This window comes from Micromonospora hortensis (assembly GCF_022230935.1).
Classification (GTDB): Bacteria; Actinomycetota; Actinomycetes; order Mycobacteriales; family Micromonosporaceae; genus Micromonospora; species Micromonospora hortensis.
On record NZ_JAKKFE010000040.1, the window covers coordinates 70,391 to 84,428 of the forward strand.

Below are 14,038 nucleotides of genomic sequence, written 5' to 3' on the forward strand. Positions count from 1 at the left end.
CCGGGTGGCGTAAACCCCTTGATCAGCGTGTCACTGCCGGATCAGGCGCGAACCTTCTCCCGCATCTCGAAGGTCTCGATGACGTCGCCGACCTGGACGTTGTTGTAACCACCCAGGGTCAGACCACACTCGAAGCCCTCGCGGACCTCGGTGGCGTCGTCCTTGAACCGCTTGAGCGAGGTGATCGTGAGGTTGTCCGCCACGACCGCCCCGTCCCGAAGCAGGCGAGCCTTCGCGTTGCGTCGGATGATGCCCGACCGGACGATGCAACCGGAGATGTTGCCGATCTTGGACGAGCGGAAGACGTCGCGGATCTCCGCGCTGCCCAGCTCGGCCTCCTCGTACTCCGGCTTGAGCAGGCCCTTGAGCGCTGCCTCGATCTCCTCGATGGCCTGGTAGATGACGGTGTAGTACCGGATCTCCACGCCCTCGCGGTCGGCCATCTCGCGGACCTTGTTGGAGGCCCGCACGTTGAAGCCGATGATCGTGACCGGCTCGGACGAGGCACTCGCGAGCATGACGTTGCTCTCGGTGATCGCGCCCACGCCTCGGTCGAGGACCTTGAGCTGAACCTCCTCGGGGATGTCGAGGTTGAACAGCGCGTCCTCCAGGGCCTCCACCGAACCGGAGACATCGCCCTTGAGGATGAGGTTGAGCGAGGTCTTCTCGCCCTCCTTGAGCTGCTCCATGAGCGTCTCGAGGGTGGCCCGACCACGGGAGTTGGCGAAGGACGCCGCCCGTCGCCGTGCCTGTCGCTGCTCGGCGATCTGCCGCACCGTGCGGTCGTCCGCCGCGGCGAGGAACGTGTCGCCCGCACCGGGAGGCGCGGTCAGACCCAGCACCATGACCGGACGCGCCGGCCCAGCCTCGGTGAGCTGGTTGCCGTTCTCGTCGAGCATGGCCCGGACCCGGCCGTGCGCCCCACCGGCGACGATCGAGTCGCCTGCCCGCAGGGTGCCCTTCTGCACCAGCACCGTCGCCACCGCACCGCGGCCCTTGTCCAGGTGCGCCTCGATGGCCACACCCTGCGCCGGCCCGTCGATCGGAGCGGTCAGCTCCAGCGACGCGTCGGCGGTCAGCAGGACAGCCTCGAGCAGTTCCTCGATGCCGATGCCCGGCTTGGCTGCCACGTTGACGAACATGGTCTCGCCGCCGTACTCCTCGGCGACCAGGCCGTACTCGGTCAGCTGCTGGCGGACCTTGTCCGGGTTGGCGTCCGGCTTGTCGACCTTGTTGACCGCGACCACGATCGGCACGTCGGCCGCCTTGGCGTGGTTCAACGCCTCGATCGTCTGCGGCATCACACCGTCGTCGGCCGCGACGACCAGGATCACGATGTCCGTGACCTGGGCACCACGAGCACGCATGGCGGTGAACGCCTCGTGACCCGGGGTGTCGATGAAGGTGACCGCCCGGTCCTCGCCCTCGTGCGGGACGTGGACCTGGTAGGCACCGATGTGCTGGGTGATGCCACCCGCCTCACCGGCCACCACGTTCGCCTTACGGATGGCGTCGAGCAGCTTGGTCTTACCGTGGTCGACGTGACCCATGACGGTCACCACCGGCGCACGGCTGACCAGACGCTCCTCGGCCACCTCCGCGTCGAGGTCGATGTTGAACTGCGCGAGCAGCTCGCGGTCCTCGTCCTCCGGGCTGACGATCTGGATGTCGAAGCCCAGGTGCTCACCCAGCAGGTGCAGGGTGTCGTCAGAACAGGACTGGGTCGCGGTCACCATCTCGCCCAGGTTGAACATCTCCTGGACCAGCGAACCCGGGTTGGCGTTGATCTTGTCGGCGAAGTCCGACAGCGAGGCGCCACGGGAGAGCCTGACGATCTGACCCTGACCCCGGGGAGCACCCGAGCTCATGGTCGGAGCCGACAGGTTGTCGAACTCCTGTCTGCGCTGCTTCTTGGACTTGCGACCGCGCGTCGGCCGACCACCCGGACGCCCGAAGGCACCCGCGGCGCCGCCGCCACGGCCACGACCGCCCGCACCCGGACGACCGCCGCCACCGGCCGGACCACCCGGACGGAAACCGCCACCGGGAGCACCCGCACCGCCGCCGGGACCGCCACGGTAGCCACCGCCACCGCCGGCACCCGCGCCGCCACCGGGGCCGCCGCGGTAACCGCCACCGCCACCGGCGCCACCGCCGGGACCGCCACGGAAACCGCCGCCACCGCCACCGGGACGACCTGCGCCGCCACCGGGACGACCGGCGCCACCGGGACCGGGGCGACCGGCAGCCGGCCGCTGGCTCGGCATGGACGCCGGGCTGGGCCGCGGCGGCATGGAGTTCGGGCTCGGCCGCGGCGGCATGCCCGCCGGGGTGTTGGGCCGAGGACCACCCGCACCGGCGGCCGGGGGCCGCTGCTGCTGGCCACCCTGGATGCCGAACGGGTTGTTACCGGCACCGCGCGCCGGCGGACGACCGCCCGGCCGGGCACCCGGACCGGGAGCCGGCGTGCTCGGTCGAGCTGCCGGCGAACCGGGACGGGGCGGCATCGCCGCCGGACCCGGCCGAGGGCCGGGGCGGTTACCGCCGTCTGCCGGAGGCTCCCGGCGAACGGGGTTGTCCCGCTGCTGCTGGCGGGCGGCCTGCGCGGCCTTGACCGCGGCCTCCTGCTCAGCCTTCAGCGCGGCGGCACGCGCCTCCGCGGCCGCCACCTCGATGTCGTGGGCACTCGCCGGCTTGGCGACCGGGGTCGCCGTCTGCGGCGCGCCGGGAACCGGACCCTTGGGCTTCGGACCGGGTGCCGGCGCGGCCGGCCGCCGAGGCGGCATCGGCTTGGCCGAGACCCGGGGCGCGCCCGGGGCCGGGGTTGGCGTCGGGGTCGGGTTTGAAGCCGGCGTCGACGCGGGCGCCGACGGGGCGGCCGGAGCCGGGGCTCCGGCGGACGCGACGAATGCGTTACGCAGCCGCCGGGCGACGGGCGCCTCGACGGTGCTGGACGCGGACTTCACGAACTCGCCCATTTCCTTCAGCTTGGCGAGAACGGTCTTACTCTCGACCCCGAGCTCTTTTGCAAGCTCGTGTACGCGGGCCTTGCCTGCCACTGCACTCCTCACTCCGAGGTCGTGCGGGCAGCACCCGCAGCGACCTCACTCGTGCACTTGAAGCCTGGTCATTTCAGGGACTTCATCGTGTGCTCATGTCGGTCGTCCTACCCTGCTAGCGACCCTCGCCCGGTCGGGCTGACCGGACGTAGTGGTTGGCGCATCGACGTGCTCCGCCAGCGCACCGTGGTCGAGGACCTCGGTGCTGCGCAGCGCACGCCCGAAGGCGCGGCGCCGCACCGCCAGCGCGAAGCAGGCCGGATCCGGGTGCATGTTCGCTCCCCGACCCGGCAGCCTGCGGCGCGGATCAGGCCGGAGGCTGTGACCAGCCTCGTCCCTGACCGCGACGATTCGCAGCAATTCGCTGGCCGGCGCACGTTGCCGGCAACCCACACAGGTGCGCTCCGGCTGCGCGCGTCGTACCACTGGAGGAAGTCTACCCCTAGCTCCCCGAGATCGCGCCGCCCGGCTCCCGCACGTGATCAGTTACCCCACGCGCCGCCGGCGCGGTCTGCTCCGCATCGGAACGAATGTCGATCCGCCAACCGGTCAAACGGGCCGCGAGTCGGGCATTCTGCCCCTCCCGACCGATGGCGAGCGAGAGCTGGAAGTCGGGAACTGTTACCCGGGCGGCCCGGTTGGCCAGGTCGACCACCTCGACCCGCAGCGCCTTGGCCGGCGACAACGCGTTGCCGACGAAGGTGCCCGGGTCGTCCGACCAGTCGATGATGTCGATCTTCTCACCGTGCAGCTCGCTCATCACGGCACGCACCCGCTGACCCATCGGGCCGATGCAGGCGCCCTTGGCGTTCACCCCGGGGGTGGTGGAGCGGACGGCGATCTTCGTGCGATGGCCCGCCTCACGGGCGATCGCGCCGATCTCGACGGTGCCGTCGGCGATCTCCGGCACCTCCAGCGCGAAGAGCTTCTTGACCAGAGCCGGATGCGACCGGGACAGGGTGATCTGCGGCCCGCGCATGCCCTTGGCCACATGCACCACGACGCAGCGGACCCGCTCGCCGTGCGCGTACCGCTCGCCGGGCACCTGCTCGGACTGCGGCAGAACGCCCTCCAGCTTGCCCAGGTCGACGCTGACGATGCCCTTCTCGGTACGCGTCTCGTGCGCCTGCACCACGCCGGTGACCAGGTCACCCTCGCGGCCGACGTACTCACCGAAGTGCACCTCGTCGGTGGCCTCCCGCAACCGCTGGAGGATCACCTGCTTGGCGGTCATGGCGGCGATCCGGCCGAAGTCGTGCGGGGTGTCGTCCCACTCCCGCACCAGGCTGCCGTCGGCATCCATCTCCTGCGCGTACACCAGGGCGGCGCCCGACCTACGGTCGATCTCCACCCGGGCGTGCGGCTCGGCCCCGTCGGTGTGCCGGTAGGCGGTCAGCAACGCGGTCTCGATCGCCGCGAGAATCGTGTCGAACGGGATCTCCCGCTCGCGCTCGAGTGCGCGCAGCGCCGCGAGGTCGATGTTCACCTCTCCTCGTCCTCCACATCATCTTCGTCGTCGATGTCGTCTGAATCGTCGATCTCGTCGGAATCATCCGCGTCGTCGAACTCGTCGTCCGGCTCACCGAGCTCGGCGAGCCGGGTGAACTCGATCTGCACACGGCCCGGGCCCAACTGGGCGTACGCCCAGGTGGCGCGGCCGTCGTCGGTCTCCAGGTGCACGCCCTCGTCGTCGGCCGCGACCACCCGGCCGGTCAGCTGACGGTCACCGGCGGGCTGCTCGCCCCGCTGGCCGGGCAGCGCGGCCGCGCCCCGGGCGGTGACCTTGACCAGTCGACCCACGTTGCGCCGCCAGTGGCGGGGCAGGGTGAGCGGCCGGTCGACGCCGGGTGAGCTGACTTCCAGCTGGTACTCGCCGGCGACGATGTCGCCACCGGTCTCCTCCGCGGCGTCCAGCGCGGCCGAGACCGCGCGGGAGACGACCGCGACGGCGTCCAGGTCGATCCCGCCGTCGGTGTCCACCATCACCCGCACCACGTGCCGGCGGCCGGCCCGGGAAACCGACAGGTCCTCCAGGTCGTAGCCGGCGTCGTTGACCACCGGCTCGATCACGGCCCGCAGTCGGTCCCGCCGTGCGGCGAGGTCACCGCCGCGGGGGCCCGCAGCACCGCGGGGTCGACCCGTCGGCCTGGTGGCACGGCCACGCTGCGTCATCTCCGCACCCTCTCCCTGGTCGACGGGGACCGGTAGTCCCGCCATGCCGGCACGCCACCGGAGTGGACACGCCGGTGGTTGCGCAGAGCGTAACGCGCCTGCCCGGCGGCGGACCGGGCGGCGCACCGACGCCGGTGACCCCCGGAGCGGCACGGATGGTGTTGACTTGGCCGGTGGGGAACGGCAGAACGACACAGCGCGACCAAGCATCCGGACATTCCCGGCGAAAGCTCCTGAGTGCCGGCGCGCTGCTGGTGCTCGGCGGCGCCGTGACGCCGCTGACCGGCTGTGATCTTTTCGACCGCGACGACCAACCAGCCCCGCCACCCGACCCGCTGCGGCCGATGGTGGACGAGTCACTCGCGCTGGCCGCCGCGTACCGGGCGAGCGCGACCGCCCATCCCGACCTCGCCGACCGGCTCAACCCGATCGCCGAGACGCACACCGCGCACGCCACCGAGCTGGCCCGGGTGATCGGCGTGACGGTCCCGTCGGCGGCCTCCGCCGCCCCGACCACGGCCCCGGCCGCCGATCCGAACGGCGCGCGCGCCGCCCTGCGGGCGCTGGAGAAGACCGCCCAGCAGTCCGCCACCGCCGCCTGCACCGCGGCGCCCGCGGAGCGGGCGGCACTGCTCGGGTCGATCGTCGCCGCTCGGGCGACTCACCAGGAGGCACTGAAGTGAGGCAGCCGTCCGCCGAGGAGGCACTCGCCTCCGCCCTGTCCGCCGAGTACGCGGCCATCTACGCCTACGGACGGATCGGTGTCCGGCTCAGCGGAGCGGCGCGGGACGCGGCACGTCAGGCTGAGGCCGCGCATCGACGTCGACGCGACGCGCTGGTGGTGCAGCTCACCACGGCCGGCGGCGTGGTCCCGCCGGACCGCGCCGGGTACGCCCTGCCGTTCCCGGTCACCGACCGGGCCAGCGCCCTGCGGCTCGCCGCCGAGGTGGAGGAGCGCACTGCCGCCCACTGGCGGGCGGCCCTGGCGTCCACCACGGGCGCCGACCGGGACCAGGCGCTGGCCGCCCTTGTCGAGTACGCCGTGCGGGCCACCCGGTGGCGGAAGACTGCCGGGTCGACCCCGCTGACTGTCCCGTTTCCCGGTCGACCGGCCTGAGCCGGTCCACTCCGGTTGCGGTACGCATACCAGGTATGCATACTCCGTTGCCATGTCCATCCGTCACGGGTTGCTCGCCCTGCTCGAACGCGGCCAGATGTACGGCTACCAGCTGCGCGCCGCGTTCGAGGAGTCGACCGGCTCGACCTGGCCACTGAACATCGGTCAGGTCTACACCACGTTGTCCCGGCTGGAACGGGACGGTTTGGTGCGCCCGCTGCCGGAGAGCGAGGCCGGGCAGCGCCCGTACGAGATCACCGACGCCGGCCGGGCGGACCTGGCGCTGTGGTTCGCCACCCCGATCAGCCGTACCGACCGCCCCCGCGACGAACTGGCGATCAAGCTGGCACTGGCGCTCACCACCCCCGGGGTCGACGTCCGGTCGGTGGTGCAGGCCCAACGCAGCGCGACGATGCGGGCCCTTCAGGAGTTGACCCGGTTGAAGTACGGCAGCAACCGGCCGGAGGACCTTCCCTGGCGACTCGTGCTGGACTCGATGGTGTTCCAGGCCGAGGCAGAGGTCCGCTGGCTGGACCACTGCGAGACCAGTCTGGTCCGGCACCAACCCAGCGGCCCGGCGCCTCCCCCGTCCCGACCCGATGACGCCGACGCGCGGGACGCGGCTCGCTGGGCCGGCGAGGAGGCAAGACGGTGAGCGGATCGGACGACGCGGTGCTGGAGCTACGCGCCGTCCACCGCACCCACGGCGCCGGGCCGGCGGCGGTGCACGCGCTGCGCGGCGTCAGCCTGGTCGTCCGGCCCGGCGAGCTGGTCGCCGTGATGGGGCCGTCCGGCTCCGGAAAATCGACCCTGCTGGCTCTCGCCGGTGGGTTGGACCGTCCGACCGGCGGCGAGGTCCGGGTCGAGGGGCAGCCGCTGGGGGCCCTGGACCGCCGCGGGCTGGCCCAGCTGCGCCGCCGTCGGATCGGCTACATCTTCCAGCAGCTCAACCTGCTGGGCAGTCTGAGCGCACTGGAGAACGTGGCGCTCCCGTTGGAACTCGACGGGACCAGCGGGCGTCGGGCCCGCGCACTGGCCATGGCCGCGCTCACCGAGGTGGGGCTACCCGCGTTGGGCGACCGTTTCCCGGACCAGCTCTCCGGAGGGCAGCAGCAGCGGGTGGCCATCGCCCGCGCGCTGGTGGGCGACCGCCGGCTGGTCCTCGCCGACGAACCCACCGGGGCATTGGACTCCCAGACCGGTGAGGCGGTGCTGCACCTGCTGCGCCGCCGGATCGACGCGGGAGCCGCCGGCGTGCTGGTCACCCACGAGGCACGGCACGCCGGCTGGGCCGACCGGGTGGTGTTCCTCCGCGACGGCGTCCTGGTCGACACGACTGCACCGCTGGGCAGTGTCGAGCAACTGCTGTCCGGCAGCGACCGGTGACCGTTCGCCGTCCGACGCGGGCCCCCGGTCGGGCCGATCCCGCGACGCAGCGGCCGGTCGCGCCACCTGCCCCGGTCGGCCGACGGCGGTTCGCCGAGCTGACCGGCTCCTGGCGGGCGGCGCTGCGGATCGCCCGGCGGGAGTCACGCCGGTCACGGCGTCGGACCGCCCTGGTGCTCGCGATGATCGCCATGCCGGTGGCGGCGCTGGCCTTCCTGGCGGCGAGCTACGACATGGCCGAGCTGACCCCACAGGAACGCGTCGACCGCCGGCTCGGCGTGGCCGACGCGCAGCTGCAGTGGATCGCCAACGGCCCGGTGGGGCAGGACGAGTGGGGCGAGGGTTGGTACACCCGCGACGGCGCTCCCCCCGGGAAGGTCACAGCGGACCGGCTGACGGCGCTGCTCGGGCCGGGCAGCAGGGTCACCGAGGTGCGTCAGAACGTCCCGCTGACCCTGCGCGGCCCGCACCGCGACGAGGTCGTGAACGGTCGGGTGCTGGACCTCACCGACCCGCTGGCCCGCGGGCTGGTGCGGTTCCGGGCCGGCCGGGCGCCGCAGCAACCCGGTGAGGTCGCTGTCAGTCCGAGGGCGTTGCGTCGCCTGGACCTTCGCCTCGGCCACGCCGTGGCCGCCGCCGACGGCAGCAGGGCGTACACAGTGGTGGGCGTGGTCGAGTTCCCGGACGACCTCGGACCGGTGGTCGCGCTGCACCCGGGGGCCGTGCCGTCGACCGGCCCGGAGCCGGACGGAGTCTGGCTGGCGGACGTGCCGGGCACCGTCGACGAGGCGCTGGTGTCCCGGCTCAACGCCAGTGGGGTGGTGGTCACGGCGCGGTACCAGATCGGCTCGGCGACCGGGGCGGACCGGACCTGGCTCGGGTCGGTCTTGGGGGACAACCCGAACGACCTGAGCACCGGCGTCCTGATCGCCGGCCTCGGGCTGCTGGAGGTCGTCCTGCTGGTCGGGCCGGCCTTCGCCGTCGGAGTCCGTCGCCGTCGACGGGATCTGGCGCTGGTGGCGGTGGCGGGCGGGGACGCCGCCCAGCTTCGCCGGGTCGTGCTGGCCGACGGTGTGGTGCTGGGTGTGCTGGGGGCCGCCGCCGGCCTGTTGGTCGGCGTCGGAGCGGCGTTCGCGGGTCGCCCGCTGATGGAGCAGTACGTCTTCAGCGCCCGTTTTGGCGGCTACCGCTGCTGGCCGAGCGCGCTGGTCCTGCTCGGTGGCGTCGCGGTGCTGGCCGGGGTGCTCGCCGCGCTGGCACCGGCCTGGACAGCCGCCCGGCAGGACGTCAGCGCCGGGCTCGCCGGACGACGTACCCCGGCGAAGTCTCCGGGCCGGTGGTTGGCTCTCGGACTGGCGCTGGTGGTCGGCGGGGCGGGGCTGGCGGCGTTCGGGGCCACCCGGACTTCCCCGGCGGTGGTTCTCACCGGGCTGATCCTCGGCGAGTTGGGCCTGGTCTGCTGCACGCCCACGCTGCTCGGGGTGCTCGCCCGCCTCGGCCGGGTGTTGCCGCTGGCACCACGGATCGCTCTGCGCGATGCCAGCCGCAACCGGGCCGCCGCGGCACCGGCCATCTGCGCCGTGATGGCCGCCGTGGCCAGCAGCGTCGCCCTCGGCGGATACCTGGCCAGCGAGGGCGCCCGCGAGGCGCGCGCATACCGGCCGGCGCTGCCGACCGGCCATGTCATGGTCAACCCGGTCGGATCGGCCGGGCAGCCCACGCTGGCCCAGATCACCGACGCGGCCCGCAGTCAGTTCGGGGTCGGCGCTGTTGCCCCGGTGCAGACACCGAGCTGCGGGGCGGGGCGCACCGGCTACTGCGACATCGCACCGGTGCTCCCGCTGACCCGGGCCTGCCCCTGGCAGCCCGGCGTTCACCTTCCCGCGGAGCAGCGCCAGCAGGCCCGCGCCGATCCCCGCTGCCAGATCAGCGAGGCGGACTACTTCGGCGGCTACGTGGAACCCGGAGTCGACGACGGGACCGCACTCCCCCTGCTCACCGGCGTGGACCCGGCGACGACAGCCGCCGCCACGGCCGTGCTGCGCGCCGGAGGCGTGCTGGTGACCGACCCGCGCTACCTGCACGACGGCCTCGTCACCGTCCGGGTCAGCGAGGTGGAGGCCGGGCCGGACCGGCCGGTCACCGTCCACGACCTTCCGGGGTACGCGCTGCCCCGGGCGACCGGCCAGTCCCGTCTGCTGCTGTCCGCCGCCGCCGCGCGGCAACTCGACCTGAGCTGGTCTCAGACCGGTTGGGTGATCGGCACCACGACCCCGCCCGACGAGGAGCAACAGGCACGGTTCGCCGCCGTCCTGCGGCCGTTCGGGACGCTCGCGCTGAGCGTGGAGAACGGTGGTGCCCCACGCGACGTCTCACCGTTGCTCCTGCTGCTCGCGGCGGCGGCCGGGCTGATCACCGTGGGGGCGGCCGGGATCGCCACCGCGCTCGCCGCCGCCGAGGGACGCGCCGAGCTGACCACCCTCGCGGCCGTCGGCGCGGCCCCAGCGGTACGCCGGCTGCTGGCGATCTGCCAGGCCGGGGTCATCGCCGGCCTCGGGTCGGTGCTCGGCATCGTGGCCGGCCTCGGCACCGCCGCGATCGTGCTGGTCTCGGTCAACCGGCAGTACGCCAGTGACTGGCCGGTATCCGATCCGTACCCCTTTCTGGTGCCGTGGCCCGCGCTCGGGGTCCTGGTGCTGGTGCCGGTGGTGGCGATGCTCGGGGCGGGCCTGTTCACCAGGGCCCGACTGCCTATCGAACGGCGGCTGGACTGACCGATGCGCCGGGCCACCGAAAGGGACCGCGCGGGGGTGCCGCCGGGGCCGGGCAGCCGGCAGACTGACCGGCGTGTCAGTGCTCAGGAATGTCGTCCGTCGCGCCGGTCATCATCGCTGGTTCGGCGCCACCGCGCGCCTGCTGGTTCCGGCCGATCGGATGGTTGGTCGACTCACCCGGGGCCGGGTGGTCGCGCTCGGCCTGCTCCCCTCCCTGCTGATCACCACGACGGGCCGCCGCTCCGGCAGGCCCCGCAGTAATCCGCTGCTGTACGTGCCGGACGGCGACGCGTACGTGGTGATCGGCTCCAACTGGGGGCAGACCCACCACCCCGGCTGGGCGATGAATCTGCTCGCCGATCCCGCCGCCGAGGTGGACGTGAAGGGCCGGCGGGTCGCGGTGCGGGCCGAACGGGCCTCCGGCGCCGAACGGGACCGGTTGTGGCGGCTGCTGGTCACCGCGTGGCCGGCGTACCACACGTACGTGCAGCGTGCCGGCGGCCGGGAAATCCACATCTTCCGGCTGGCCCCGACCGGGCGCGGCGCGCCCGACGCTCCACCGTCGGCTGGCTAGGCTGACGCTCGGTAGCCAAGGCGAGGTGGTCCCGTGAGCGCGAGGAGTGAGCCGGGGTTGCGAGCCCCGCAGCCGCGAACAAAGGCGGTCCCGTGAGCGCGAGGAGTGAGCCGGGGTTGCGAGCCCCGCAGCCGCGAACAAAGGCAGTCCCGTGAGCGCGAGGAGTGAGCAGACCGGTGTCGACCGGGGCCTCGAGGATCGACGGTGGACGGTCGCGGAGCGGGTCGCCGAGGCGGTTCGACGTCGGTTCCCGGCCGATGCGCTCGCGATCGCTGTGCATGGGCCTCTGGCGCATGGGGACGACGACGGCGGTGGGGACCGGGAGGCGGGAATGCTGGTGGTCACCTATCGACCCGGGACCGGCCCACCGCCGGCGACCCGCCGGGTGGACGGGGTGCTCGTCGATCTGACAGTGGCCGCCGCCGAGGACTACCTGGCCCAGGCCCGGGTACTCTCCCCGCTCTGGCCGCTGACCGCCGACCGGTACGTCACCACGCAGGCGTTGCACGATCCGACGGGCTGGTTGCGGACGCTGCGCGACGAGCACCTCGGCCGGCTGGCTCGGGCCCGGCCGGCGGAGTTCAGCACCGCGGCCCGCCAGGCCTGGTACAGGGGCAGCGCGGCGCACTCCCGGGCGGCCCGGCTGGCCGAGTGGTACGAGACCGATCAGGCTCTGCTGATGCTCGGTGAGGCCCGGCTGGCGGCGGCCACGGTGACCGGTCTGCTGAGTCGCACCTACTTCCGTGACCCGGGGGACGCGGTGCGGCGCACCGGGTTGGCCGGCGCGGACATGACCGAGGTGGGTGTGGTGCTGGCCCGGCAGGCCGAGGAGTTGGCGGCCCGTGGTCGCGCTGTCGACGGCACGATCGACGAGCTGCTCAGCACCTGAGGCGCGTCACAGCCCGCCCGGTACGCCGATCAGCGAGCCGATCAGGTAGGTGGCGCCGGCCGCAGCGGCGCCCAGCAGCAGCTGGCGTAGCCCACTGGTCCACCAGGGACGGCGGGTGAACCTGGCCACCACGGCACCGGCGGCGAACAGCCCGAGCCCACCGACGGCGAGCGCCAGCCACAGTTCGGTGGCGCCGAGCAGGTACGGCAGCAGCGGGACCAGCGCGCCGACCGAGAAGAACAGGAACGACGAGATCGCCGCCGCCCACGGGCTGGGCTGATCGTCGGGGTCGACGCCCAGCTCCTCGCGGACGTGCACCCGCAGCGCCTCCTCCGGGTCGCGCCGCACCGCCTCGGCGACCTGGGTGGCGAGGTCCCGGGGCAGGCCCCGGGCCACCCACGCGTCGGCCAGCTCCCGGGCCTCCGCCTCGGGGTGCCGTTCCAGTTCCCGTCGCTCCTTTGCCACCTCGGCGGCGACCTGCTCGTTGGCGGAACGCACGCTGGTGTACTCGCCGAGGCCCATGGAGATGGCACCGGCGACGAGGCCGGCGCTGCCGGTGAGCACGATGCTGCGGGGCGACACCCCGCCGCCGCCGACACCGGCGATCAGGGCGATGTTGGTGACCAGGCCGTCCATCGCGCCGAAGACGGCCGGGCGCAGCCAGCCGCCGGAGACGTCCGCGTGGTGCGCCTCGCGTAGCGCCGCCGGGGTGTCGGTCACGGCGCCTGCCCTTCGTTCGCGACTGCGGGACTCCGCTTCGCTGCGTTCCTCGCGCTCACGGCAGGGTCAGGATCTCGTGGCCGTCGTCGGTCACCACGATCGTGTGCTCGAACTGCGCCGTCCACTTCCGGTCCTTGGTGACCACTGTCCACCCGTCGTCCCACATGTCGTACTGGTAGGTGCCGAGGGTGATCATCGGCTCGATGGTGAACGTCATGCCGGGCTCCATGATGTCCGTGGGGCGCGGGCTGTCGTAGTGCGGCACGTAGAGGCCGCTGTGGAAGGCCTCGCCGATGCCGTGGCCGGTGAAGTCGCGGACCACGCCGTAGCCGAACCGCTTGGCGTACGACTCGATGACGCGGCCCACCACGTTGATCTGGCGTCCCGGGGCGACGGCGCGGATGCCGCGCATCATCGCCTCGTGGGTCCGCTCGACCAGCAGCCGGGCCTCTTCGCTGACCTCGCCGACGCAGAAGGTGGCGTCGGTGTCACCGTGCACCCCACCGATGTACGCGGTCACGTCGACGTTGATGATGTCGCCGTCGGTCAGGACCGTGGTGTCCGGGATGCCATGGCAGATGACCTCGTTGAGGCTGGTGCAGCAGGACTTCGGGAAGCCCTTGTAGCCCAGCGTCGACGGGTACGCGCCGTGGTCGCACAGGAACTCGTGCACCACCTTGTCGATCTCGTCGGTGGTCACGCCGGGCTTGCAGTGCTCGCCGGCGAGCTGGGTCGCCTGGGCGGCGAGCCGGCTGGCGAGCCGCATCTTCTCGATGGTCTCCGGCGTCTGCACGTGCGAGCCACGCCACTCCCGCGGACGCGCCTTGCCCACGTACTCCGGTCGGGCGATCTGGGGTGGCACCGGTCGCATCGGGGAGAGCGTGCCTGGTGTCAGCGGCGGACGGACGGTCATGCCGCAAGCCTATCGCCGGGGCCGCCGGTGACCCGCGCCACGGCCACCCGGTGGAGGTTGTTGCCCTGCCAGGGTGGCTGTGCCATGGTGTCAGCGTGGATCAAGGGGGAGCACCGCCCGTCTTCTCCGCCAGCGCCGAGATCGACGGTGACCACCTCCACGTCGTGGTGGCCGGCGAGGTCGACATGGCGACAGCGGACACGATGCTCCAGACGGCGCTGCGCGAGCCCGCCGGGAAGATCACTCTCGACCTGAGCGCTGTCACCTTCTTCGACTCGGCCGCCATCCACGCCCTGGTCCGGCTCGCCCAGGAGTTTCCGGGGCGACTCACCGTCCGCCCGTCCCGGCAGGTCCGTCGGGTGCTGGAGATCTCCGGCCTCGGCGAGCAGGGCTGGCTCGACCCGGCCTAGGCGCCGGCCGCCGCCGGGCGCGCG

14 protein-coding genes are annotated in these 14,038 nt (G+C 72.9%); 8 read left to right on the forward strand and 6 right to left on the reverse strand.

Annotation, left to right across the window (positions count from 1 at the left end; genetic code table 11):
• Positions 1 to 41: 41 nt before the first annotated feature.
• The 4 genes from infB to rimP all read right to left on the reverse strand — a co-directional run bounded on the left by infB (position 42) and on the right by rimP (position 5,231).
• A complete protein-coding gene (infB, locus tag NIE111_RS25335) occupies positions 42 to 3,059 on the reverse strand; it encodes a translation initiation factor IF-2 (RefSeq protein WP_238686831.1) in 3,018 nt (1,005 codons plus the stop codon).
• 93 nt (positions 3,060 to 3,152) lie between these two features.
• Positions 3,153 to 3,485 carry a YlxR family protein gene (locus NIE111_RS25340; RefSeq protein ID WP_112624296.1) on the reverse strand — a complete coding sequence of 111 codons (333 nt, stop codon included), beginning with the start codon at positions 3,483 to 3,485 and terminating at the stop codon, positions 3,153 to 3,155.
• Positions 3,486 to 3,501: 16 nt separating this feature from the next.
• The gene (nusA, locus tag NIE111_RS25345; protein ID WP_238671748.1) at positions 3,502 to 4,545 is read right to left on the reverse strand and encodes a transcription termination factor NusA; all 1,044 of its coding nucleotides are present in this window, start codon (positions 4,543 to 4,545) and stop codon (positions 3,502 to 3,504) included.
• Positions 4,542 to 5,231: a ribosome maturation factor RimP gene (gene rimP, locus NIE111_RS25350; RefSeq protein WP_238686832.1), complete on the reverse strand. Its 690-nt coding sequence runs from the start codon at positions 5,229 to 5,231 to the stop codon at positions 4,542 to 4,544. Before rimP ends, nusA begins: the two co-directional genes overlap by 4 nt.
• A gap of 155 nt (positions 5,232 to 5,386) precedes the next feature.
• Here rimP and NIE111_RS25355 point away from each other — a divergent pair, with 155 nt between their 5' ends.
• From NIE111_RS25355 to NIE111_RS25385, 7 genes are all read left to right on the forward strand, one after another.
• Positions 5,387 to 5,914, forward strand: coding sequence for a hypothetical protein (locus NIE111_RS25355; protein ID WP_238686833.1), 528 nt, complete (start codon positions 5,387 to 5,389; stop codon positions 5,912 to 5,914).
• Positions 5,911 to 6,348 (forward strand): ferritin-like domain-containing protein, encoded by a 438-nt coding sequence (locus NIE111_RS25360; protein ID WP_238686834.1) that lies wholly within the window; start codon positions 5,911 to 5,913, stop codon positions 6,346 to 6,348. The genes NIE111_RS25355 and NIE111_RS25360 overlap by 4 nt, the downstream gene beginning before the upstream one ends.
• Before the next feature lie 52 nt (positions 6,349 to 6,400).
• On the forward strand, positions 6,401 to 7,003 hold the full coding sequence (locus NIE111_RS25365; protein ID WP_238686835.1) for a PadR family transcriptional regulator: 603 nt from the start codon (positions 6,401 to 6,403) through the stop codon (positions 7,001 to 7,003).
• Positions 7,000 to 7,734 carry an ABC transporter ATP-binding protein gene (locus NIE111_RS25370; protein WP_238686836.1) on the forward strand — a complete coding sequence of 245 codons (735 nt, stop codon included), beginning with the start codon at positions 7,000 to 7,002 and terminating at the stop codon, positions 7,732 to 7,734. The genes NIE111_RS25365 and NIE111_RS25370 overlap by 4 nt, the downstream gene beginning before the upstream one ends.
• A complete protein-coding gene (locus tag NIE111_RS25375) occupies positions 7,731 to 10,508 on the forward strand; it encodes an FtsX-like permease family protein (protein ID WP_238686837.1) in 2,778 nt (925 codons plus the stop codon). Before NIE111_RS25370 ends, NIE111_RS25375 begins: the two co-directional genes overlap by 4 nt.
• A 73-nt stretch (positions 10,509 to 10,581) precedes the next feature.
• Complete coding sequence (locus NIE111_RS25380) at positions 10,582 to 11,082, forward strand: nitroreductase/quinone reductase family protein (RefSeq protein ID WP_238686838.1); 501 nt, start codon at positions 10,582 to 10,584, stop codon at positions 11,080 to 11,082.
• 151 nt (positions 11,083 to 11,233) lie between these two features.
• Positions 11,234 to 11,971, forward strand: coding sequence for a nucleotidyltransferase domain-containing protein (locus NIE111_RS25385; protein ID WP_238686839.1), 738 nt, complete (start codon positions 11,234 to 11,236; stop codon positions 11,969 to 11,971).
• Between the two features lie 6 nt (positions 11,972 to 11,977).
• Here the strand turns inward: NIE111_RS25385 and NIE111_RS25390 are convergent, their stop codons facing one another.
• Together NIE111_RS25390 and map are read right to left on the reverse strand one after the other, a co-directional pair.
• On the reverse strand, positions 11,978 to 12,691 hold the full coding sequence (locus tag NIE111_RS25390; RefSeq protein WP_210784715.1) for a VIT1/CCC1 transporter family protein: 714 nt from the start codon (positions 12,689 to 12,691) through the stop codon (positions 11,978 to 11,980).
• Positions 12,692 to 12,746: 55 nt separating this feature from the next.
• Positions 12,747 to 13,604, reverse strand: coding sequence for a type I methionyl aminopeptidase (gene map, locus NIE111_RS25395; protein WP_112586528.1), 858 nt, complete (start codon positions 13,602 to 13,604; stop codon positions 12,747 to 12,749).
• A 95-nt stretch (positions 13,605 to 13,699) separates the two neighbouring features.
• Here map and NIE111_RS25400 point away from each other — a divergent pair, with 95 nt between their 5' ends.
• Positions 13,700 to 14,014 (forward strand): STAS domain-containing protein, encoded by a 315-nt coding sequence (locus tag NIE111_RS25400; protein ID WP_238686840.1) that lies wholly within the window; start codon positions 13,700 to 13,702, stop codon positions 14,012 to 14,014.
• Positions 14,015 to 14,038: the final 24 nt, after the last annotated feature.

Excerpts from the sequence above, each read along its gene's own strand:
- rimP (WP_238686832.1), bottom strand. The coding sequence starts at position 5,231 with ATGACGCAGCGTGGCCGTGCCACCAGGCCGACGGGTCGACCCCGCGGT.
- NIE111_RS25355 (WP_238686833.1), top strand. The coding sequence starts at position 5,387 with ATGGTGTTGACTTGGCCGGTGGGGAACGGCAGAACGACACAGCGCGAC.
- NIE111_RS25365 (WP_238686835.1), top strand. The coding sequence starts at position 6,401 with ATGTCCATCCGTCACGGGTTGCTCGCCCTGCTCGAACGCGGCCAGATG.
- map (WP_112586528.1), bottom strand. The coding sequence starts at position 13,604 with ATGACCGTCCGTCCGCCGCTGACACCAGGCACGCTCTCCCCGATGCGA.